The sequence below is a fragment of the Nocardioides daphniae genome, assembly GCF_004777465.1.
Classification (GTDB): domain Bacteria; phylum Actinomycetota; class Actinomycetes; order Propionibacteriales; family Nocardioidaceae; genus Nocardioides; species Nocardioides daphniae.
In genome coordinates this window covers 2,028,674-2,050,428 of record NZ_CP038462.1, presented here as the reverse complement: position 1 = coordinate 2,050,428, position 21,755 = coordinate 2,028,674, and the positions used below count along the sequence as shown (strand labels likewise).

Here is a 21,755-nt window from a genome sequence, read left to right as displayed (position 1 = left end):
AACAGTTCGCGGGGCGTACGTCCGTCCAACGCAGCTGCGTGAAGGAGCGCTTGCAGGGCGGTGCGAGTCTTGCCTTCCCAGAACCCGCCGGACTCCACGCTCCCGGACCCAAGTCCGGTGGCAGACGCGAGGCCCGTGGCGCGGATCATCGCGGTGAGGGGGTCCTCGCAGCCGCGGACGGGGGACCAGCGCAGGCCGGCGGGCAGGCCTTCGGCGAGGCGTTGGGGGTCGAACACCGCGACGGGCCCTCTGGCTTGGCGGGCGGTGAGGGTGCGGCGATGTTGTCGGGGCGGGTCGCGGTGGTGATGACCGCCCCGGGGGCGTCGAGGATCGCGTTGATCACCACGTGCAAGCCCTTGCCGGAACGAGGTGGTCCGAGCAGCAGCATCGAGTCCTCAACCGAGGCCCACACCTCGTGTCCCTGCGAGCGTCCGAGGAGATAGCCCACGTCGGCGGCGCGCGGATGGATGAGGGAGGGCCGCAGGGTGCGGCCGCGGGCCAAGAGTGCTCGTCGGGAGGCTGTCGTACGCACGTCGCTGCGGGTCGCGACTCCGGCGAGGCGCCGCGGGTCGGGCCGTGAGACACGCCCCGTGGAGTTGAACCGGGCCCACCCCCACACCACCGACGTCACGGTGACGCCCAGCAGGACGACCACCACGCTCCAGTAGACCCAGACGTTGAGGTGCTCTGCGTCGAGGGCGTGTGCCGGGTCGCCGGGATGGCGCAACACTGCGAGACCGCCGGCCCAGCCCGTCCGCGGGGCCGTGGCGCCGGTGACCCAGGCGGTGAGGGCGCCGGCTCCTCGCAGCACTGCAGCCAGGAGCGCGAGGGCGGCGATGCCGATGAGTCCGAGGTTGACCAGTGAGTCGTCCACCCGCCCGGTCTGGGAGTTCATCCGGATGCCAGGTTCATGACGCGGTCTCGCTGATGGCGATGACCCCGGAGGTTCGGCCGATGAGTGTTACCCGAGGGTGGGCAGCGAGGGCGGCGGGAGGGAGGCGGAGTTGGGTGGTGCCGTGCTCGTCGGCGACCTGGCGTGCGAACACGAGGCAGATCTCGACCTCCTCGCCTGCAGTGAACCCTTCACCGGAGATCCCGAAGACGGAGGCCAACGCGGTAGGCGTCCCGCTGCGAACCGGTGGGGGAGGCTCGTCGGCTGCGGCGTCGCGGGCAGGCCCGGGTCTCTGCGGGGCCGGCTCGACGGGGGCGGGGGTGACGATGTCGGTGAACGAGCTGCCGTCGTGTTCGTGGACCTCGACGCGGACCGGGGAGCCGAGGTCGTGGGCGATGGTGTCCACCAGTGCCCGGAGGTCGCTGCGTCCCAGGGTGTCATCAGCGGTGCACGGGTCCCCGTCCAGAGTCACGGTCAGGGACCCGTAGTCGTCGACGGTGACGTCGACGATGGGCAGGACCACGGGCACACGGACCGGGCGACGGTCCTCGCGTCGATAGGGGCGCCCAGAGGCTAGGGAGGTGTGGTGCATGGTCATCGCCCCGTGCCTCGTCCCAGCCCCAGGACCTCGACCGGTCGTGCCGGGGCAGGCAGGTTCGGGAGGCCGGGTGGGGTGCGCCGCCGGTGCGGCACGACTGCGTCCAGTCCCGGTGGGCTGCCGTGGGGGACCTGGGTGGTGTCGAGGCCGCCGAGGATGGTGACCGCGGCGCCACGGACGCGTTCGGCGGTGGCCTGCACCACCTCGACCGGGGTCTTGTCGGGCACGGACGCGGCCCAGGTGGCGACGTAGGGGATGGTGTAGTCCTCGGTCGACAACCCGTGGGCGGCGGCGACCATGAGGGCGACGGATTCGGCCTCGACCTCGGCGATCCCACGGTGGAGCGTCGCATCCTCGACGTCGGGGCCGTGCAGCATCACGTGGCCGAGCTCGTGGGCCAACGTCTTGGCCTGGGCCGCGTCGTCCATGTCCACGCGCACAGAGACCTCGCGGGTGGTGAAGTCGGTCAGGCCGTTGGCGCCACCGATCGCGGCCGCGGTGGACACCAACCGTAGGCCGTAGCCGCGTGCGGTGATCTGGTCGGCGAGCCCGTCCCACAACCCCTCGGGTGCCTGACCACGCAGCAGCGTGGGCCGGGGTGGCTCGGGGATCGGGTCCCCGCTGGTCTGGGAGACGTCCCACACGTGCGCGGGCTTGAGCCCGACGAGCTTCGTGCGCACCGCCTCACCCGCGCGGGGCTTCTCGCCGCGTCCGAGGCGACGCCACGACGCCGGGTCGCCCGGACTGGAGGAGGCGTAGCGGGCGGTGACCGGGGCCAGGATCGCGTACCCGCACTGCCCCTTCATCACCAGACGGTTCAACGACAACCACTGGCGAAACCCTGCGACGTATGTCGGCATAGGGTCCGGCACCTTGCCCTGTTGGAAGGCGGCGTGGTGCTGGACGTGGATCAACATCGTGTTGTTGAACGAGCGCGAACGAAACCGGGCCGCGAACTCGAGTGCACGTCTCCAGTCCTCGCCCGACACCAGAGCCGACACCGCGGCGGTCAGCTGGGTGTGCACTGCCTGCAGCTTCGCCTCACGGGTGGCGGCATCGCGGGTCTGGGTCCTCATGGCTGGTCTCCTGTCTCTACAGAGGACAGGTGCACCGGTGACGCCGTCGGAGCCTCATGAGCGGCCCGGGTCGGCAATCTCTAGGAACTCAGGTTCGATCGGGCGTCCATGCGGTCCGATCCGCGTTTGTGCAGGTGGCGTCGGTTCAGCCTTCAATAGGCCCTGAGATGATGCCACGTCACTGTAGCTGCCGGTTTCGTTGTAGTGTCGACCACGATCGCCTCGCTTGAAGTTGGTGTCTGATGGGCTTGGTGGCGTTGCCGGGTGGCAACGCTGCTGATCCGGCACTGATAGGTGCGCAGGCGGCCGCGGATTTCGAGCAGGAGCTGGTCGACCAGTACGCGCTGGCGATGTCCGCGGCAGGTCTGACTGACCGCCACATCGGCTCGACCAGGGCGATCGTCATCGAGTTCGCTCGTTCGCTGTCGACTCCCCTGTGGGAGGCCACCTGTGCGGACGCGGACGCCTTCTTGGCCCATCAGCGCCGGCGAGGACTCAGCGTGTCGACCCGCGCAGGCAAGGCGGGCGCGCTGGCGGGCTTCTACGACTTCGTGATCGCCCGCTACGAGGGCACGATCCGCCGCGCGACCGGTGTCTTGGTCGAGCAGCCGATCGATGAGTTCAATCGCCAGTCGGGGGCATCGCTGGGCAAGGTCCGGGTGCCGCCGTCGGACGAGGAGATCGACTCGCTGTTCACCGCCTGGCGCGGGTCCGTCGCACAGGCGCGCAAGTACCGTCCCGCGGCCCGCGACTACTTCGCTGCCTCGTTGTGGCGTCGGCTCGGGCTGCGGATCAACGAGACCGTCATGCTCGACATCCGCGACTGGCGCCCGGATCTGGGTGAGTTCGGCAAGCTCCACGTCCGCCACGGCAAGGGCTCGGGCGGCCGCGGACCCAAGCCGCGGCTGGTACCGGCGATCAACGGCTCGAACCAGTTGCTCGACTGGTGGCTGGCCGAGGCCCGTCCGCAGTACGGCGAGGATTGGGCCGACCCGGACGCGCCGTTGCTGCCCTCTGAGCGGTTCGACAGGACCTGGACCGCTGTGGACGTGTCGGTGCGAACGCGCTGCGCCGCGCGCTGGGAATCCACGTCGAGGAGTGGTTGCCGGCGTGGTCGGGGCGAATGACGCCACACGTGCTGCGGCACTACTGCGCCTCGTCGCTGTACGCGGCCGGGATGGACATCAAGGCGCTCCAGGAACTGCTCGGCCACCAGTGGCTGGCGACGACCTCGGGCTACCTCCACGTCCGCAGTGACCACATCGAGCGGGCGTGGAACAGCGCGAGCGACCGCGTTGAAGCCCGCCTGGGCCTTCGTAGCGACTGACCCGACCGACGAACCGAAGGAGAGGATCCAGATGCAGTGGAGTCTGCGGCTACGGGCCGCCGAACGAGGGATCTGGAAGTCCGCAGAACTGCGGCGGATGCTGGCAGATGCCGGGCTCGAGATCTCGGCCGGGAAGATGTCGTCGTGGTGGGCCGGGGTCCCGCCGACGATGCGCCTCGAAGAGCTCGACGTGCTGTGCGTCGTGCTCGAGTGCACCCCGAACGACCTGATGACACCCGAGCCGGACAAGGTCGCTGCGCGGCGTCGCCGCACCGCCGACGCAGCCAGCGGCAATGGCGGCGACGCGGAGGGGGATCCGAACGGCAACGGTGGCACGCCGCGGGCGGTCACACCGCGGCTCGGCAAGCCCCGCTCGACCCCACCGCTGTAGTCCGCACCCGCATCGCCCACGACACGACGAGCACGAGACGATCAGGATGCCCGCGCCGGCCCCGACGCGCCCTTGCGGCTGCCGCCCAAGTGCAGCGCCTGCCAGAGCAACCGGGTCGCGTGGACGAGCCCCCGGGTCGACTTCTGCTATCAGTGCCTGCCCGGCGGCCCCTTCGTAGCTCCACCGTGCAACCGCTGCCGCGCCCGCACCGACTACTTCAGTCAGGAGTTGTGCAGCCGGTGCCATCCCCGCAGCCCCGAGCACATCGGATCGTGCAAGGGCTGCCTGGCTTGGGGCGTCTACCCGCGCCACAACTGGACCTGCTGGTCCTGCCGCTGGTGGCAGAGCCACTACCCGAAGGGCACCTGCGCCTACTGCGGCCGCACAGGCCACGTCAGCGACCGACAAGCCTGTCGCCTCTGCCTCGAGAACGCCCGACTCGAACAAGAGCCCGCCCGTGCCCCCGACCTGGCCAGCGCCAACAACGACAGCCAGCAGCTGTTCTTCGCCAACATGGTCTTCAAGCGGCGCGTGACACCGCTGCCCGACTACGTCCGCAGGGATCGCCGGTGGTCGAAGAAGAACAAGAACCAGCTGCCCAACCAACCCGGCGCAAGCTTCGACGCCCACGCGCTCGAACAGCTGACCCTGTTTGAGATGGACCCCGAACCGGAGGCGCTGCGCCAACGCCTCCTGGTCGAGGACAGCGAACTGACCCGGTACTGCGCGGCCATCGTCGCCGACCACGCCCGCCGCTACGGCTGGAGCGTCAGGCAGCGCAATGCCGTGATCCAGTCCCTGCGGGTGCTGCAGATCCTGCGGCCTACTCCCACCGCGAAAGTCCGCGCCAGTGACGTCGTGTCGTTGCGCCGCTACGACGGCACCATCACCTCCACCCTCGACGTCCTCGCCGAAGCTGGGCTCCTGATCGAGGACGTCCCGACCCGGGTTGAGCGGTACTTCAACGCCAAGTTCATCGAGTCCGGAGCCCTCCCGGACACCATGCGGGAGCACCTCCAGCTGTGGCTTCAGATCATGCTCGGCGGATCTCGACACGCACCACGCCAGCTGCCCCGCGAACCCGAGACCGTCGAGATCCACATCCAAGGTCTCGCGCCCGTCGTACAGGCATGGGTCGAAGCGGGGCGCCAGTCGTTCGCCGAGATCAGCGAGGACGACATCCTGGCCGCCCTCACGGCCCTGCCCGCCGGCACCAGCCACCGCCACTTCGCCGAGAACGGCCTGAAGTCGCTGTTCAAGATCCTCAAAGGCCGCCGACTCGTCTTCACCAACCCCATGCGCGGCATCGACCTGACCCGCATCGCCACGAACCTTCCGCTGCCGCTCGACCCCCCCTGATCCGCGCCGAACTGGACTCGCCGAACCCGGCCGTCGCGCTCGCGGTCGCGCTGGTGACCTTTCACGGGCTGACCGGCAAGCAGGTCCGTGAGCTGCAGCTGAGCGACATCGTTGACGGCCGGCTCCACCTCGGCGGCCGCGACATCCCACTCGCCGCACCCGTGAGGACACGGCTGAGCGCCTGGCTGGACCACCCCACCGCACTTGGCCGGCCACCGCGAACCCGCACCTGCTCATCAACCGACGCACCGCGCCGCGTCTCGTCCCCGGCGGCCCGTCCTTTCCCTGGAGGGACAGCCGCGTCCGCCCGCGCGCCCTGCGAGAGGACCGCATCCTGCACGAGATCCACGCCACCGGCGGCGACGTACGCCGCATATACGACCTCTTCGGACTCAGCGTCGAAGGCGCCACCCGCTACCTCAAGACGATCGAGCACCCCGACCTGAGGAACAAGGATTACCCCGGCAAGCGACCATGACCATGTCCTTTCGGACCGCGCGGCGCGGCCAGAGAGTCCTCGCAACATCCTCACGCCACGGATAAGCAACCGCGACGCGCACGAATCGGAAACCTTGACGCCACTGACTTTTGTCACGGGCCGCAGCGTGGCGGCTCAGCGTCCCCCCATCCGTCCCCCGGGCCGTCCAAGCCCGGGGGACGCGGCAGCCTGCGCCACGTTTGCGCAGGTCAAACAGCGTCCCCCCAAAAACCAGGGAAATCCCTGAGACCTGGTCGCTCGGACGGTGAAGGAGGAGCCCGCAAGCGGATCGGTCACCGGCCACGTGACCAGCACGGATCGGTGGCGGGCATGGCCGAGACCGTGGACACCGCGAGCTCCGTGTCGGATAGTGAGCCTGAGGCGCTCGTTGAGTCAGGTCACGCACCTGGCTTGAAGGGCGCCTCGCCAACTAAGGGTTCCCATGGGGTGATGGGGCCCGTGGCCTCGGGCTGCAGGCGTCACCGCGATCATGTTGTAAGAGCGACACCAGTTTGCCGCGACCGCAAGCATCGTCGGCTTGCTCCCACTGCTAAGTGACCGGCCAAGAGTGCGGCGCGAGGACGCGACGCGGACCCCCCAGGTCAGCCGGAGCCCGCGTCGTCGACCATAATTCCGAGCTCTCTGTGCGCCAGTGCTGTGTGTCGCAGTTTCGACCGACTGAGCCACGCTGATCTGCGCGTCGGCCCCTTGTGCCAAGCTTGGAACGAACGCACCCACCGGTCGCTGCGGAGCGATGGCCAAGAAGGTCACCGAACCGGCCTTTACCCCAGATTGGCGAGGAGGTCGCGGCAGGCTTGCTCGCAGCGTCGGCAGGCTTCGGCGCAGATGCGGCAGTGAGCGTGCATGTCGGCATGGCTCTCGCACTCGTCGCCGCACGCCTTGCAGGCAGTGGCACAAGCCTCCAGGAACGCTCGGGTCACATTCGCGTCGTACCCGGTGTGGCGTGACAACGCGTTCCCGGTGGCGAGGCAGATGTCGGCGCAGTCAAGGTCGGTACGAATGCACTTGACCAGCTCGGCGACCATGTCCTCCGACAGGCACGCGTCGGCGCACGCGGTGCAGACCTGGGCGCACTCGAAACAGGCTGCGATGCACTCGGCCAGCTTCTCCTTGTCGATGTTCCCCAGGTCCTTCGGGTAAGCCTCCAGCATTTTGGTGTGAGCCATGATTCCTCCTCTTGGTTACGGCAGCGGGTCATCCGGCTGGTGACCCTGAAATCCGCCACTCTGCTACCGGCTTGTACCCACCCGACACAGCGTCATCCGCATAGCCGCACGGATATTGGGTACTTTTGTGGGGTGACTGAGGACCACCCGGTGCGTGCTCGCGGAAACGAACCCGACCAGATCACCGGTGGCGGCGATCGGCACCAACACCCGGTCGACGCGAGACGGGTTGCCATGGCCCGCGAGCGCCTGCCATCGGCAGAGGAGGGGGATCGGCTCACCAGCGTGCTGTCGTTGATGGCAGATCCCACTCGTGCTCGACTGTTGTACGCCCTCGACGTGGTAGAGGAGCTTTGTGTGGGCGACCTCGCCATTGCGTTGTCGGTGAGCGAGGACGCGGTCTCCTACGGCCTGCGGGTGCTGCGTACCGCCGGGCTGGTGACGCGACGCAAGGGGGCCGGATCGTGTTCTACCGGCTCGCAGAGGGTTTTCCCGAGCCACTTCGACAGCACTGCCTACGTCAGCTCATCGAGATGTCTCGCGCTCCGATCGAGGACGACGACAGCTGACGCCACTCTGAGCGACACCAACCACCGCTACCCAACACCCGCGGGAAGGACGATCCCCAATGTCATCGCATCACACGCAGGAGCCGTCCGGTGCCAGCAAGCCCAGCAGCCGGGAGGAGGAGCCCGACCAGCAGAAGGAGCACAAGACCCACGAGCGGCAGATGTACCTGCGTTTCGGGCTGATGATCGCCACCTCCACGGTGGTGATGTTCGTCTTGATGTACTCCAATGTCTTCGCCTTCGACCACGTGCGGTGGAGCGAGGAGCGCTTCTACATGGCGCTGTTGATGGGCGGCGCCATGGCGCTGGTGATGTTCGCGTTCATGCGCAGCATGATGTACAAGAACCGCGCCTACAACGTCGTGCTCGTGGGGCTGGCGATGCTGCTGGGTGCAGGTGGGCTGTACCTCTCGCGTTCCCAGGCGTTGGTCGATGACCAGGCGTACATGAAGGGCATGATCCCGCACCACTCGATCGCCATCTTGACCAGTGAGCGGGCCGACATCGACGACGTTCGCGTTCGTGAGCTCGCCGACGGGATCATCAAGGCCCAGCGCAAAGAGATCAAGGAAATGGACTGGCTGATCGAGGACATCGAGAAGAACGGCCCGGCCACCACTCAGGAAGAAGCCGAGCAGCGTCCCGTCCCGGACTTTGAGGGAACCGCCGCCGGCAACCTCGAAGACGTCAGCGATGCCCTTGCCATGCTGGCCCTGCTCGGCGTAGAGCTTCCTTGACCGGATACCCCAGGGGGGTATAGTGAAGGCATGAACACGCACACCCATCATTCGGACGCGGCCACCACGGACCAGGTCACCGACCCGGTGTGCGGCATGACGGTCGACCCCGCAGTGGCCGAGCACACGGTCGAGCACCGCAGTGAGCAGTTCTACTTCTGCTCAGCTGGCTGCAAGGGCAAGTTCCTCGCCGACCCTGACCGATACATCGACCGTGGCTTCTCAGACCACGCCGAAGGTGACCACGCCGGGCATGCAACTGAGCCCGGACATGGGCAGCCGACCCCGAGTGAGGGCGAGGCGGTCGAGTACACCTGCCCGATGCACCCCGAGATTCGGCAGGACGGCCCGGGAACCTGCCCCATCTGCGGGATGGCCCTCGAGCCCGTCATCGTCACCGCGGATACCGGCCCGTCCGAGGAGCTGCGGGACATGACTCGCCGCTTCTGGGTGGGCGTCGTCTTGTCGGTCCCGGTCGTGATCCTCGGCATGGGCCGCGACTTGGTCCCGTGGCTGCACGACAACATCTCCGCCACCGCGTCGGCGTGGACCCAGCTCGTGCTTGCGACCCCGGTGGTGCTCTGGGCCGGGTGGCCGTTCTTCGTCCGCGGCTGGGCGTCGGTGCGGACCCGGAACCTCAACATGTTCACGCTCATCGCGATGGGCACAGGCGTCGCGTGGCTGTTCTCCGTCGTCGCCACCGTCGCGCCCGGCATCTTCCCTGCCGCGTTCCGTGAGGGCGGGGCGGTCGAGGTGTACTTCGAGGCGGCTGCCGTCATCACCACCCTCGTTCTTCTCGGGCAGGTCCTCGAGCTCCGCGCGCGCGAAGCGACCTCCGGCGCCATCAAGGCCCTCTTGGATCTCTCGCCCAAGACCGCACGCCGCGTCCGCGACGACGGCACCGAGGAGGAAGTCACCCTCGACCAGGTCCAGATCGGGGACCTGCTGCGCGTCCGTCCCGGCGAGAAGGTCCCCGTCGACGGGCTCGTCGAGGACGGCAAGTCAGCTGTCGACGAGTCGCTGGTCACTGGCGAGTCCATGCCCGTCACCAAGAACGTCGGCGACAACGCCATCGGCGGCACCCTCAACCAGACCGGCGCGCTGCTGGTGCGCGCCAACGCGGTCGGCCACGACACCATGCTGGCCCGCATCGTGAACATGGTGGCCGAAGCCCAGCGCTCCCGCGCACCCATCCAGCGCACCGTCGACCGCGTCTCAGCGGTGTTCGTACCCGCCGTCATCGGCGTCGCCGTGCTCGCATTCATCATCTGGGCCATCGTCGGCCCCGACCCGAAGCTGGCTCACGCGCTCGTCGTCGCGGTCAGCGTCCTGATCATCGCCTGCCCATGTGCGCTGGGCCTGGCCACACCCATGTCCATCATGGTCGGCGTCGGACGCGGCGCCCAGATGGGTGTCCTCATCAAGAACGCCGAAGCGCTCGAGCGGATGGAGAAGGTCGACACCGTCGTCGTCGACAAGACCGGCACCCTGACCGAGGGCCAACCCGCCGTCGTCGCCCTCGAGCTCGCCGACGGATACACCAGCCACACGGCCGAAGAGCTGCTGTGGCTCGCGGCCGCGGTGGAGAACGCCTCGGAGCACCCGCTGGCTCGCGCCATCGTCGACAAGGCCACCGGCGACGCAACTGAGGGTGCCAGGCTGCCCGAGGTCGCTGACTTCGACGCACCCGCCGGCAAGGGCGTCCTCGGCGTCGTCGAGGGCCGCAAGGTTCTTATCGGGACCGCCGGGTTCCTTACGAGCCAGGACATCGATCCCGCCGCCCTGGCCGAGCGGGCCGACCAGCTGCGCCGCACCGGCGCGACCGCCGTCCTCGTCGCCATCGACGGCACCCCAGCCGGCGTCATCGGCATCGCCGACCAGGTCAAGGACACCACCCCGGCCGCGCTCACGGCGCTGCGCAAGGAGGGCATCGAGGTCATCATGCTCACCGGCGACAACCAGATCACCGCCGCCGCGGTCGCCGCCGACCTCGGCATCGACCGGGTCGAGGCCGAGGTGCTGCCCGACCACAAGGCCGACGTCGTCAACCGACTCCGTGCCGAGGGCCGCGTGGTCGCGTTCGCCGGAGACGGCGTCAACGATGCCCCAGCGCTCGCCGCAGCCGACGTCGGACTCGCGATGGGCACCGGCACCGACGTCGCCATCGAATCCGCCGGGGTCACCCTGCTCCGCGGCGACCTCAACGGCATCGCCCACGCCCGCGCGCTCTCCCACGCCGTCATGGGCAACGTCCGCCGCGGTCTGGTGCTGGCGTTCGGGTACAACACCGCCGGCATCCCCATCGCCGCCGGGTGCTGTACCCGGTGTTCGGGTGGCTGCTGTCCCCGGTCATCGCCGCGGCCGCCATGGCTCTCTCCTCGGTCAGCGTCATCATCAACGCGCTCAGACTGCGGACCCAGAAGCTGGGCTGACACCAGCGTCTCCGTACCATCGAAGCCGATGAGCCCCGTGCCCGCGACCAGCCGACGCACCCGCAACTCCCTGGGGGTGCGGATGGCTGCGCAGGTCACCGGCCGCGGCGCAGTGGCCGTCCTCGTAGCGGCCCTGGTCCTCGGCATCCTCGGCATGCACGCCCTTGCCAACCACGGCGCTCCCGCACCTCTCGTGACTGCCTCGAGCACGATGAGCATGACGGGTGCGGCGGCCGCGACCTCTGCTCACGAGGCGGCGATGGCCTCGGGAGACTCGCACGACGGACACACCCACTCCACCGCGACGCAGTCCTCGACGGCACCCCCCGGGTCCAGCGTTGAGGCCGGTGCTGACCCTGGTTCCGGCTCGGGTCACGGCATGGCGAGCATGGTGATCCTGTGCGTCGTCATGCTCGCCGCTGCAGCACTCACCCTGCTGACGCTCCTCGCCACCGGCTTCCTCCGGCGGCTGCAGCCGAAGGCGTTCAAGCCCGCAGCCTTCCGCGAACGGGCCCTGCGCTGGGTGCGTGGCACCGGGCCACCCCATGAATGGCAATTCTCCGTCATCAGGTGCTGACAGGCCCTGCGACCACCCGCCACCGCTGACCTCGACCGCGAGGTCGACACCAGCGTCCCGGACGGGTGTCGCTCCCGCCTGCCCGCAACACCCCACCTGACTACCTGACTTCCAGGAGAACTCACATGCACACCGACACCAAGACCCGTACCCGCGCCCTCGGCGCCGTCGCGCTCACCCTCCTCCTCGGCGCCGGCGTCACCGCCTGCGGCGACGACACCCCCGACTCGGCCAGCCAGACCGAGGTCAGCACCACCGAGCACAACGACGCCGACGTCGCCTTCGCGAGCGACATGATCACCCACCACGCCCAAGCGCTGTCGATGGTTGACCTGACCCTCGACCGCGACCTCGACCCCGAGGTCCAGGCCCTCGCCGAAGACATCCGCGACGCCCAAGGCCCGGAGATCGAGACCATGGCCGACTGGCTCACCCAGTGGGGCGAAGACGTGCCTGCGACCATGCGCGACCACGTCAACTCCGGCCACGACATGGGCGACATGTCCGACACCATGGACGACATGGGCCACGACGACATGCCCGGAATGATGACCTCCGAGGACATGGAAGCCCTCGAGAACGCCTCCGACGCCGAGTTCCAGGACATGTGGCTCGAGATGATGATCGAGCACCACGAGGGCGCCATCGAAATGGCCGAGACCGAGCAGGAAGACGGCCAGTTCAACGACGCCGTCGACCTCGCCGGCCAGATCATCGACGCCCAACAGCAGGAGATCGACACCATGCAGGGCCTCCTCGACTCCTGAACCCGCAGCGCGGGCGGACGCCACCGCGCCGGTGGCGTCCGCCTGCTCGTGCGCCCCACGTCCGGCACGCCCCAGGGACCGCACCGAGGCGCGAGGCACGCCACCACAGCAGAGGAACACCCCGTGAAGACACCCACCCCCGCTCGGCCGGCGGCCGCCGCCATCACAGCAACCCTCACCCTCACCGCCACCGGATGCGGCACGGAGCCGACAGCCACCGATGACACCAGCGACACCATCTCGAGCTCCTCCGGCGTTGTACCCGACGACACGTCGCTCCCGCCATGGCCAGCACCCGGCGACGTTCCCGCAAGAGTCGCCGCCGCCGGACTCGACCTAGGCCCGATGGGCACCGCCGAGCACTACCACCCCACGCTCGCCATCACCATCGACGGCCAGCCAGTCCCCGTCCCGCCCAACATCGGCGTCGATCCCGATACCGGAGCCATGTCCGCGCTCCACACCCACGAAGGCGACGGCACCATCCACATCGAAGCGCACACCATCGGGGAGAAGTTCACCCTCGGTCAGCTGTTCACCCAGTGGGGCGTCGCCCTCACGCCGACCCAGATCGGTGGCGCCAAGGCAAACGCCGGTGAGGAGGTGACGGTGACCAGTAACGGCACCCCCGTGCCCGGCGACCCCGCCAACCTCCAGCTCGAACCCGACCAGCACATCGAACTGGCCCTTCCCTGACCCCAGCCCATACCGACAAGATCCGCGACGTCGCTGGAAGGGAGCGTTGAGGTCGTTGTCCCTCAGTGGCACCGCACATACGCTCTCCGACCTGGTCGTTCCGAGAGCCGAACCTCCAATGGTGAAGCTGCGGCCCGGCGCGCTCGCCGCCGCTCAAGAGTTCCAGATAGCCCGTCCGGTGAGTTTCTCGGTGACGGCTCCCCATCCGGCACGCGACAGCTTCCCATCGCGGCTTCTCTGAACCTGAGTGTCCGCACAGGCTCGAGGACGTTGCGTATGCTCAAGTTCGTCGCAGAACCGTCAAAATTCGCGCGAACTTCTAACGAGCAGCCGTCATCCGAGTGGTGGTGTCGAACAACCCCAGCTCAGCCGGGTGGAGTTGGTGCTGGACCACGAAGGAGCGGTCCTTGATCCGCCACAGCCCTTGTCCGGTTCCCAGGGTTGGCAGGAGCGAGCGCTCGGTGCCGGTGAGTCCGAGGGCAGCCGCCGTGACCCCGAGCTGGTCGGACTCCTGGCGGTAGACCACACGGGTTTCGGCGTTCGCGAGGAGCGAGGAGGCCAGAGCGCGCATCGCGGAGCCGGAGTCGCCGACGTTGTCGAGGTCGGAGAGCTTGTGGAAGATCAGCATGTTCGCGATGCCGTAGTGGCGTGCCAGACGCCAGTGGGCGTCCATGCGTCGCAGCAACGCCGGGTGAGACATGAGGCGCCAGGCTTCGTCGTACACGACCCAGCGTTGGCCGCCGTCGGGGTCGAGCAGCGCGGACTCCATCCACGCCGAGGCACACGTCATCAGCACGCTGATCAGCGTGGCGTTCTCGGTGACCCGGGAGAGGTCGAGGGCGATCATCGGCAGCGATGGGTCGAACCGCACCGTCGAGGGCCCGTCGAACAGGCCCGCCAAGTCACCCGCGACCAGTCGCCGGAGAGCGTGGCCCACGAGCCGTCCGTCGTCAGTCAGCCGTCCGTCGATGTCGGCGGTGGTGTCGGGTGCGAGCAGGCGGTCCACGACCATCGGCAGGACCGGTACCTGGCAGGTACGGACCGTGTCGGCCAGCGCAACGTCGACAGCGGTGTGCTCCAGCGGAGTGAGACGGCGGTCGAGGACGGTCTCGGCGAGCGCACCAACGAGGTCGCGACGCCGGGCGTTGACCTGCGCGGCCCACTGGACGTCGTCGAGCCCGCGGGGGCGGTGGCCCTCGTCGAGCGGGTTGAGGCGCGTGGTCATGCCGTGGCCCAGTGCGATGGCCTTGCCGCCGACTGCCTCCGCCACGGCGGTGTGTTCACCCTTCGGATCGCCGGGGACGTAGACGCGACGCCCGAACGGGATGGATCGGGTGTAGAGGCTCTTGGCGAGTGCGGATTTCCCGGAGCCGACGATCCCGGCCAGCACCATGTTGGGTGCGGTGATTAGGCCGCGGGCGTACAGCACCCAGGGGTCGTAGACGAACGAGGACCCCGAGTACAGGTCTTGTCCGACGAACACGCCGTCGCTCCCGAGGCCACCCTCGGCGAGGAACGGATAGGCCCCCGCCAGCGTGGCCGAGGTGTCCTGGTGCTTGGGGATACGGAGTCGTCCCGGGGTGCGTAGTGCCGCGGGCCCGGGTTCGCCGGCCTTCGGCAGGACCACGGTGGCGCGGCGTTCGGCCTGCAACGCTTCTGCTTTGGTCCGTTCCATGGTCTTGCGGGCGTCGCGGTCGGCCGCGATGCGCGCTGCTGCAGCTGCGCGACGCGTACGCCGGTCGCGGCGCTTCTCCCGCCCGGGGGAGACCAGCGCTGTGCTGTGCAAGCGTGTCTGGTCGGGGCCGCTCACAGTGAGAGCCCAGGGTCGTCGACCCGACGCGACGCGCCGGGGCGCGGCGAGTGGGTCGCAGGGAGCGTAGGTGATGGTGGCTTCGGCGTTGTGGGCGCGTGCGATGACCTCACCGACCTGGTTGAGCATCTCGGCGGCACGATGCAGTTCCCACGACACCCGGTACGTGGTGGCGCGGTCGCGGCGGGACCCGTCGGCTTCCCACGTGGCGTGGAGGGTTGGGCTGTCGTGCGCGGCGCCGAGTTGGTGCAGTGTCTGACTCAACGACGCCACTGCCGCGGTCAGAGACCCGAGTACCGAGTAGATCTGACGTGGATCCTCAACGCTCCGGGATGCGTGAGCGAGAGCGCGCGTGGCGTCCTGCACCTGGTGGGCCTCAACTGAGGGGTTGTCGTACATCGACGGTCTCCTTGCTCGCGGGATGAGAAGGAGGTGTCTGCAGGTGACCCAGTTGAGGCGTCAGATCCCAGCCAACAGGTGACCGAAGAGCCGGCCGAAGTCGCGCTCATGTGTGGCGTAGATCCCGGGGAGACGCCGTCGAACCGTCCTGTCGATGCAGGGTCGCGGCCTCGGTTTCGAGGACGAGTTCGGTAGTCGTGGACGTTGCCCGCCAGAAGCCGAACGGGTCAGCGTCCATGGCACGTAGGACAGTGGGGTAGTCGGACGGCCAAGCTGCGGGGCCGCCGCCCATGCCGCCGGAGGAGTCGAGAGTGCTCATGGAGATGTCGGCGTGGCGACCGAACGCGTGGAGGTGGGAAAACGCGGCCAGCACCCGGTAGGTCAGCACCCGAGGGGTGGTGACGGGGATGGACGTCACGTGTGGCAGGCCCACGATCCGCTCGAGACGTTCCACGAACTCACGAGGGTCTGTCTTGAGGTAGTCGTTCCACTCGACGGGTTCAGTGCGGACGCTGTCGCCAGTGTGGTCAGCGTGGACATGAATCCGGCCGACACGGTTCAGATCGATGTGCAGGCCGGACGCGGAACGGATGGCCAAGCAGTCGTACTGTCCACCGCCGGGGTGGTACTTGAGGATCGACAACTCGGGGTGACGCCGTGTCAGGTCCCGGGCCAGAGCCCACGAGGCGGCCTCGACCAGAGCGGCCGGTGGCAGTGCACGCATGCCAAGGGTCACCAGAGGTAGCGGTTGCGGAACTCGCGCTCGACCTCGGGCGAGTGCAGCACCCCGTAGTCGAGCAGCTCCTCGACGGTCTTGACCGCGAAGGTGCTGTCGTCGGCGAGGAACTCGTCGCGGTAGCGTGCGCCGGCCTCCGCGAACGAGGGGTTGCCCTGAGGGTGGACCAGGACGTAGAGCCCTTCATCCCACAGGCCGCTGGGGTGTTGGAGCATGGACAGAACGAGAAGGTGGTCACGCCAGATCTGCTGCAGCTCGGTGTTGAGCAGTCCTTGCCAGCCCGGCTTGAGGATCCCGTCGGCCACCGCACGCTCGGAGATCTCCGCGTAGCGCGGCATCCGCGAGACAGCGTCAGGGGCAGACTCCTTGAGGGCGTGTTCGTGGAACTTGGTCTCGATCCCGACCACCGTGCGGGGGCCGTCGGGTTCGCCGAAGAACAGCGCCACGTCGAATGCGGTGCCGTCGTTGGTGAACTCGAGGACGCGTCGTCCGGGGGAGTGCTCGAACCTCACCTCCAGTCCCGGCCGATCGAGACCGAGTTCCTTGCCGAAGCGGGTCAGTCGCTCGGGATCGCCGTGGAGCTCACCGAAGAGGTTGAAGCACATCGGCATCGAGGAGAGAAGGTCCTGACGCAGCCTGGTCTCGTTGAACTGCTGCCCGCGCTCGGCAGCCTTCGCCTCGGAAGAGGAGCGATGCGTGACGGCAGCCCGGATCGCAGGGCTGGACAGGAAATTGCGGAAGTCTCCGCCCAAGGGCTCGACCGGTGCGAGTCGCGAGCCATTGTCGGAGAGGCGTCCGCCACCTTGGGACCGGCCCTTCGGGTAGCCCTGGGCCTCGCGCCACTTCGACTGCTGCAGACGGGCGGTCTGCTTGAAGGCGGTCACGTCAGGACGGCGTGCGACCCTGTCGGTGCTGGGGAACCAGCAGTCGTGCCGCTCCAACTCCGTCCGGATGGGGTCCATGGTCTCGGTCATGGCGACGAGTGTGGCAGCGCGCACCGACAGGAGAGTCCAGAACGCATGATTCCGGCCGCGCGGATCGCTCCAAGGGGCGAAGTCTCGCCACTCACAGCCTGCGGCACAGTGGCAGCGCGGCCGCGGTGAACGCCTGAGCCTGCTGACCCCACAGCCGCCTGGTCTCGCACGAGGTCTGGATGGCGGCCTGCTCGATGTCCGCCACGGCTCGCTCGAGTTCCTCGGGATCGGTCGCGCTCACGGTCAGGAACCCGGTCACGCGCAGGATGCCGTGGCCGGCGGTGAGGTCGGCTTCCTGCTGGAGGACGTCGTGGTATTCGGCGGACTGTTGGGCGTCTTCGATCTGGCCGATCCGTTGACGTTGGGTGGCGTCGGAGAGGTACTCGGTCTTCTTCCTGCGGATGTCGCGCGCGGCTTGGTCGGTACGCATCGGTGTGTAGAGCAGGGTGAAGGCGCGCCGGACGCCTGAGGAGAGCAGGACGGGTGCGAGGAAACCGGGGTAGACCAGGGAACGCGGCCACTCGCTGATCCACAGCACGCAGTGGTGGGCGGAGTCGCTGCGCAGCGACGACCAGGTCTCGGTGACGGCGACGGGGCCGGCGGTGGCCAGGTCACTGCCGAGGCTGCCGTGGCGCTCCAGCGCACCGGCGACGACCGGGTCGTAGGCGCTGGCGCAGGATCACGGCCAACTCGCCGGGGGAAAGCCAGTCGCCGGGGGCGAGGTCGGCGGCGCGGAGCGCGGCGGTCATGGTCGACATCTCCTGGCGTAGCACCGCGGCGGCGCCGCGATGACCGCCACCTGCGGCACGGATCGCGCGACGGGCAGCCTTCATATCCAGGGAGATCGAGATGGTGCTGGCGTGCCGCTCGCCGGCGGGGCCGGCGCGCTCGATGAGCTCGGCGTAGGTCCTCGAGGTCCAGGAGCCGTCGTGCTGGCCGTGCTCGGTCCACCACTGCGCCAAACCCTTGCCGGAGTCGGGCAAGGTCCGCTCCATCACCTGCACGGAGGCGAGGCGTCCAGAGCGGCATGCCGTGGCCAGGACCCGTCCCCAGGCGGTGACGCGGCGCTGCTGCTCGAGGGGATCGAGCAGGATGAACGCCGGGTGGGTAAGACCGACGATCGCGGTCAGGGTCCCGGCGTGGGGGTCGTGCACCATGACTGCGTCGGTGTCGGGATCCGACCACTGACGGAGTCGGGCGGCATCGCCGGGCAGGGCGAGGGTCCCTGCGGGGCGTGGAGTCACAACGCGGCGCCGGTAGACGCGTTGGTCGCCGCCCGTTCGCCACGCCCACCGCGTCAGGATGGGGAGCCATTCGATCAACTTGCGGCCGCCGATCCCGACGAAGGTCACGACGGCAGCACCCAGGACGAGCGGAGTGACGTAGGCGAGGGAGGCGCCGCCACCGCTGTACAGGGATGCGACCACACTGACTGCCGCGGCACCCACGACCACGAGCTGTGTACCCGACAGTCCGAGCAGGATGCCGCGGCGGGCGAGACGAGAGAACTTCACCGGCGCGAGTTCGTGTTCCGCGCTGGGCGCGTGGCTGGCCATGACTCACCTCCTCCGGTCGGCGACGGACACCGGGGGCACGGCGTCCGGCACGTGGGAGGGAACGGGACCAGATCGCGGGGGAGCCGATGACTGGGCGGCGTCAGCCTGCGCGGCCGCAGCTCCGCCGATGCTCTGGGTGGTGCGTACGCCCGCGCTTGCGGCCCCGGTCGCAAGGGCCGCGCCAGCTGCGAGGCCGCCGGTGGCAGCGCCGGCGGCCGCAGTGGCGCCGCCGGCCCCCGCTGCACCGGTTGCTGTGCGGGCGCCGGCGCCTGATGTGGGGGACACCGGAGGTGTGGGCACGGGCCGTGGAGCACCCGTGCTGCCGTCACCTGCTCCGTTGCTGTTGCCGAAGGCGCCGTTGAGGACCTTGCTGGGTTCGGCTCCGGCGCGTCGGTTCAGGGGGATGGGCAGAGGGCGGTTGAGCGCGGACTTGGCTTCCTGCTCACTCGACATCGCGTGGTACGTGTCGAAGCCCATGAAGTTGATGGCCTTGTAGGTCAGGTACGGCGCGAAGCCGGCGACCAGCATGAGCACGACTCCGGCGATGGGGTCGCTGACCGACTGCAGATCGCTGTCGATGGGTGCGGAGACCTGGGTGGTGGCGATCAGGAAGATCACCACGAGCACGACCTTGGACAGGATCAGTGCCAGGACGAACGCTGCCCATCGGCTGACCCAGCCGCGGTGTGGTCCCAGCTCGCCCCGGCCAGGGCAATGGGGGCGAACACGATCGCGACCAGCAGCAGTGCTTTACGCACGAGAAGGCTGATCCACACGATGACGGCCGCGGCGATCGCGAGTCCGGCAACGAAGATCGTGATGATCGCGCCGGCTCCGGGCGCTGCGATGTGAAGCGTCAGCAGGCCCTGGGCCAGGAGTTCGACGCGTTCACCCATCTCGCTCATGGTGGTGCCGCTGGCGTGGACGATGCCGACGCAGAGCTGGTCGGTGATCTCGAGGGCGGCGGCGACCAGGGTGAGGGCGACGAACGAACCGAGGATCGACTTGCCCAACCCCAGCGCGGCGCGTGAGAGGGCGGCGGGCTCGCGGCGGATCATGCCGCCGATGACTTGGAGCATGAAGAAGCCGAGCATCACGAAGACCGCGACGCCGAAGAGGATGTTGTAGACCCGGTCAGTTCCCCACTGGTGGCATCGACCATGGTGGTCGAGTCGATGGTCGACCACACGGCCTGGTACATCCAGCCCGCACCGTGTGCGAGGGACTGGGCTAACCAGTCGAAGGGGGCTGCGACCAGGGTTCCGGCGGCCTCGCCGGCCTTCTCGCACACCCCGGAGATGACGGGAACTTCGCAGACATCGGCCATCGTCGCTACCTCCTAGCTCGGATTCGTCAGGTCGGTTTCAGACCTGCTGGCCCACGTTCCAGAAGAAGTTGACGAGCGCCACCGACGCCCCGGTGACGACGGCGGCCCCCAGACCGACGAGGACGCCGACCTTCCCACGGCCCGCCAGGTGCGGGTTGGAGGAGTTGGCACCGAGGGCCCACACGACCGCGGAGATGATCAGCGCGAGGACCGCGAGGATTAACCCGACGGTCATGGATGCCCCGACGATCGAGCGCAGCTGGCTGATGCCGGGAAGCCCGTTGGAGTTCGGGCTGATGGTGACCTCGTGGGGAAGCACGGTCACCGCGTGTGCGGCGAAGCTCGAGACGGTGAATTGCATCGCGGGTTCCTCCTGAATCAATGGACCGGATGGCCCTGTGGGTCAGGTGTGGGTCCCGTCCCTAGAGTCCTGCTCCGAGGTCGATCAGCCAGTTGGCCCAGGCGAGCGCGCCGCCGGTCAGGACCGCGCCGGCGAGTGCCACCAGCAGCCCGGTCTTGCCGCGGCTGGCTGCCTGCCAACTGCCCTGGGCCGAGCCGAACGCCCAGACGGTCGCGCAGACGATGACCATGAGCACCGCGACGATCAGCCCGTAGGTCAGCAGCGCGCCGACGACGGCGTTGAGCTCACTGGTGCCACCCACGGCGCCGAAGTCGGGCGTACGACGGGGAGCGGGAGTTGGGAGAGGTTCACGACCGGTAGGTGCGGCCGCGTCGCCGCTGAGAGGCCAGGGGCTGGTCCGGGAGCCAGGTCGTCGTCAGACGGCGACCGTGAAGTGCAGGTGGTCGTAGTGCCCGCCGGTGACGTTGCCGGGGTCGTGCATCCCGCCGCCGTTGTAGGACCGCCAGCCCTCGCCGTCGCGGGCCAGAGACCAGATCCGGCCTTGCCAGATCAGGTACTCCACCCCGAGGTCGGAAGCGTTGGTCTTCAACCAGTTGGTCACCCTCCACCCCAGGTCCAGGGAACGTCCGGTGGCCGGAATCCCGATGGCGTTGCCGAAGGTGCCGTCGCAGGCACGACCCAGCGGATGTTCGGACGGTCCCGAACGTAGCGACCAGCACGCCCACGACGAGGCAGGAAAGCGGGTGCGGACTTGGGCCAGCACGTGGGCGGTACGGGCGGTGATGCGCCCGTCGCTGGTGGGGTCGTCAACCATGGCGCCGGGATCCTGGCCGGGAAACGGTGCCGCCGGACCCGCAGTCGGCGACGCGCACCCCGCGGCCACTGCCTCGACATCGACGGCCGCGGCGTCTGCACCTTGGGCGGCGAGCCACGGCTCCGGGTCAGCTGGGTCTGCGCCCGCGCCGCCGGGGCGAACCTCGAAGTGGAGGTGGGCGCCGGTGGAGTAGCCGTCGCTGCCGACGTCCGCGATGTGCTGGCCGGCGGTGACGGTCTCACCCGCCGCGACGTGCAGGCCGGAGGCGTACATGTGGGCATACCCCGTGGCCACGCGCCTCCCGGCGACGGTGTGCTCGATGACGATCCAGTGCCCGTATCCGGTGGCGGGGCCGGCGAATACGACTCGCCCATCGGCTGCCGCCACGATGGGGGTCCCGACGGTGGCGGCGAAGTCCACACCGCTGTGCAGCTTCCGTTCCCCCGTGATCGGGTGCACCCGGATGCCGTAGCCGCTGGTGCGCACCCACGTACCCGCGGGAAGGGGAAACACCACCCGGGCGGACTCCGGAACACTCGCCGCGTCACTTGCGTCCGTGCCAGAGGCGGCGGCCGAGGGCAGGCAGTTGGCCTGCGCCGCAGGGTTGAGCACCGTCCCCATCGAGATCAGGAGGATCGCGGGACCGAAGAGCAGGGCAAGAAGCCCGGTGAACACGACCTTCAGCATGTTTG

At 68.7% G+C, this 21,755-nt stretch carries 21 protein-coding genes and 2 pseudogenes; 9 read left to right on the top strand and 14 right to left on the bottom strand.

What is annotated here, in order from left to right; genetic code table 11:
- Positions 1-145: 145 nt before the first annotated feature.
- The 3 genes from E2C04_RS19805 to E2C04_RS10030 form a co-directional block, all read right to left on the bottom strand.
- A complete protein-coding gene (locus tag E2C04_RS19805; protein ID WP_238694236.1) occupies positions 146-895 on the bottom strand; it encodes a hypothetical protein in 750 nt (249 codons plus the stop codon).
- Between the two features lie 13 nt (positions 896-908).
- The gene (locus tag E2C04_RS10035) at positions 909-1,415 is read right to left on the bottom strand and encodes a hypothetical protein (protein WP_135832481.1); all 507 of its coding nucleotides are present in this window, start codon (positions 1,413-1,415) and stop codon (positions 909-911) included.
- A 71-nt stretch (positions 1,416-1,486) separates the two neighbouring features.
- Positions 1,487-2,566, bottom strand: a complete 1,080-nt coding sequence (locus E2C04_RS10030) for an ImmA/IrrE family metallo-endopeptidase (protein ID WP_135832480.1) — start codon at positions 2,564-2,566, stop codon at positions 1,487-1,489.
- A 242-nt stretch (positions 2,567-2,808) separates the two neighbouring features.
- On the opposite strand from E2C04_RS10030, the gene E2C04_RS10025 reads away from it, so the two are divergent.
- The 4 genes from E2C04_RS10025 to E2C04_RS10015 all read left to right on the top strand — a co-directional run bounded on the left by E2C04_RS10025 (position 2,809) and on the right by E2C04_RS10015 (position 5,643).
- The gene (locus E2C04_RS10025; protein ID WP_238694235.1) at positions 2,809-3,693 is read left to right on the top strand and encodes a site-specific integrase; all 885 of its coding nucleotides are present in this window, start codon (positions 2,809-2,811) and stop codon (positions 3,691-3,693) included.
- On the top strand, positions 3,690-3,893 hold the full coding sequence (locus tag E2C04_RS19800) for a tyrosine-type recombinase/integrase (protein WP_238694234.1): 204 nt from the start codon (positions 3,690-3,692) through the stop codon (positions 3,891-3,893). Before E2C04_RS10025 ends, E2C04_RS19800 begins: the two co-directional genes overlap by 4 nt.
- 31 nt (positions 3,894-3,924) lie before the next feature.
- A complete protein-coding gene (locus tag E2C04_RS10020; protein WP_135832479.1) occupies positions 3,925-4,284 on the top strand; it encodes a helix-turn-helix domain-containing protein in 360 nt (119 codons plus the stop codon).
- 72 nt (positions 4,285-4,356) lie between these two features.
- Positions 4,357-5,643, top strand: coding sequence for a hypothetical protein (locus tag E2C04_RS10015; RefSeq protein WP_202977739.1), 1,287 nt, complete (start codon positions 4,357-4,359; stop codon positions 5,641-5,643).
- Between the two features lie 1,260 nt (positions 5,644-6,903).
- Here E2C04_RS10015 and E2C04_RS10010 read toward each other — a convergent pair.
- Positions 6,904-7,308 (bottom strand): four-helix bundle copper-binding protein, encoded by a 405-nt coding sequence (locus E2C04_RS10010; RefSeq protein WP_188421929.1) that lies wholly within the window; start codon positions 7,306-7,308, stop codon positions 6,904-6,906.
- A gap of 234 nt (positions 7,309-7,542) precedes the next feature.
- Here E2C04_RS10010 and E2C04_RS22005 point away from each other — a divergent pair.
- The 5 genes and pseudogenes from E2C04_RS22005 to E2C04_RS09980 form a co-directional block, all read left to right on the top strand.
- A pseudogene (locus tag E2C04_RS22005) lies at positions 7,543-7,740 on the top strand (ArsR/SmtB family transcription factor); the annotation flags it as partial.
- Positions 7,741-7,936: 196 nt separating this feature from the next.
- Complete coding sequence (locus E2C04_RS10000) at positions 7,937-8,614, top strand: DUF305 domain-containing protein (RefSeq protein ID WP_229721594.1); 678 nt, start codon at positions 7,937-7,939, stop codon at positions 8,612-8,614.
- A 30-nt stretch (positions 8,615-8,644) separates the two neighbouring features.
- Positions 8,645-11,623 carry a heavy metal translocating P-type ATPase gene (locus tag E2C04_RS09995; protein ID WP_275106487.1) on the top strand — a complete coding sequence of 993 codons (2,979 nt, stop codon included), beginning with the start codon at positions 8,645-8,647 and terminating at the stop codon, positions 11,621-11,623.
- 125 nt (positions 11,624-11,748) lie between these two features.
- Complete coding sequence (locus E2C04_RS09985; RefSeq protein WP_135832476.1) at positions 11,749-12,390, top strand: DUF305 domain-containing protein; 642 nt, start codon at positions 11,749-11,751, stop codon at positions 12,388-12,390.
- 123 nt (positions 12,391-12,513) lie between these two features.
- Complete coding sequence (locus E2C04_RS09980) at positions 12,514-13,086, top strand: hypothetical protein (RefSeq protein ID WP_238694233.1); 573 nt, start codon at positions 12,514-12,516, stop codon at positions 13,084-13,086.
- A 319-nt stretch (positions 13,087-13,405) separates the two neighbouring features.
- On the opposite strand, the gene E2C04_RS09975 is transcribed toward E2C04_RS09980, so the two are convergent.
- The 10 genes and pseudogenes from E2C04_RS09975 to E2C04_RS09935 all read right to left on the bottom strand — a co-directional run bounded on the left by E2C04_RS09975 (position 13,406) and on the right by E2C04_RS09935 (position 21,750).
- A complete protein-coding gene (locus E2C04_RS09975; protein ID WP_188421933.1) occupies positions 13,406-14,872 on the bottom strand; it encodes a TraC family protein in 1,467 nt (488 codons plus the stop codon).
- A gap of 529 nt (positions 14,873-15,401) precedes the next feature.
- Complete coding sequence (locus tag E2C04_RS09970; protein WP_420873077.1) at positions 15,402-16,019, bottom strand: TY-Chap2 family putative peptide chaperone; 618 nt, start codon at positions 16,017-16,019, stop codon at positions 15,402-15,404.
- Between the two features lie 8 nt (positions 16,020-16,027).
- Positions 16,028-17,005, bottom strand: coding sequence for a PGN_0703 family putative restriction endonuclease (locus E2C04_RS09965; RefSeq protein WP_135832473.1), 978 nt, complete (start codon positions 17,003-17,005; stop codon positions 16,028-16,030).
- A 91-nt stretch (positions 17,006-17,096) separates the two neighbouring features.
- Positions 17,097-17,615, bottom strand: coding sequence for an SCO6880 family protein (locus E2C04_RS22330; protein ID WP_477529303.1), 519 nt, complete (start codon positions 17,613-17,615; stop codon positions 17,097-17,099).
- A 1-nt stretch (position 17,616) separates the two neighbouring features.
- Positions 17,617-18,519, bottom strand: a complete 903-nt coding sequence (locus E2C04_RS22325) for an SCO6880 family protein (RefSeq protein WP_238694231.1) — start codon at positions 18,517-18,519, stop codon at positions 17,617-17,619.
- A 45-nt stretch (positions 18,520-18,564) separates the two neighbouring features.
- Positions 18,565-19,182 (bottom strand): hypothetical protein, encoded by a 618-nt coding sequence (locus E2C04_RS18690; RefSeq protein WP_158630657.1) that lies wholly within the window; start codon positions 19,180-19,182, stop codon positions 18,565-18,567.
- 20 nt (positions 19,183-19,202) lie between these two features.
- On the bottom strand, positions 19,203-19,655 hold the full coding sequence (locus E2C04_RS18685) for a hypothetical protein (RefSeq protein ID WP_135832472.1): 453 nt from the start codon (positions 19,653-19,655) through the stop codon (positions 19,203-19,205).
- A 270-nt stretch (positions 19,656-19,925) separates the two neighbouring features.
- On the bottom strand, positions 19,926-20,249 hold the full coding sequence (locus tag E2C04_RS09945) for a DUF6112 family protein (RefSeq protein WP_135832471.1): 324 nt from the start codon (positions 20,247-20,249) through the stop codon (positions 19,926-19,928).
- Between the two features lie 61 nt (positions 20,250-20,310).
- Positions 20,311-20,553, bottom strand: a pseudogene (locus E2C04_RS09940) (DUF6112 family protein); the annotation flags it as partial.
- A gap of 111 nt (positions 20,554-20,664) precedes the next feature.
- Positions 20,665-21,750 carry a M23 family metallopeptidase gene (locus E2C04_RS09935; protein WP_135832469.1) on the bottom strand — a complete coding sequence of 362 codons (1,086 nt, stop codon included), beginning with the start codon at positions 21,748-21,750 and terminating at the stop codon, positions 20,665-20,667.
- Positions 21,751-21,755: the final 5 nt, after the last annotated feature.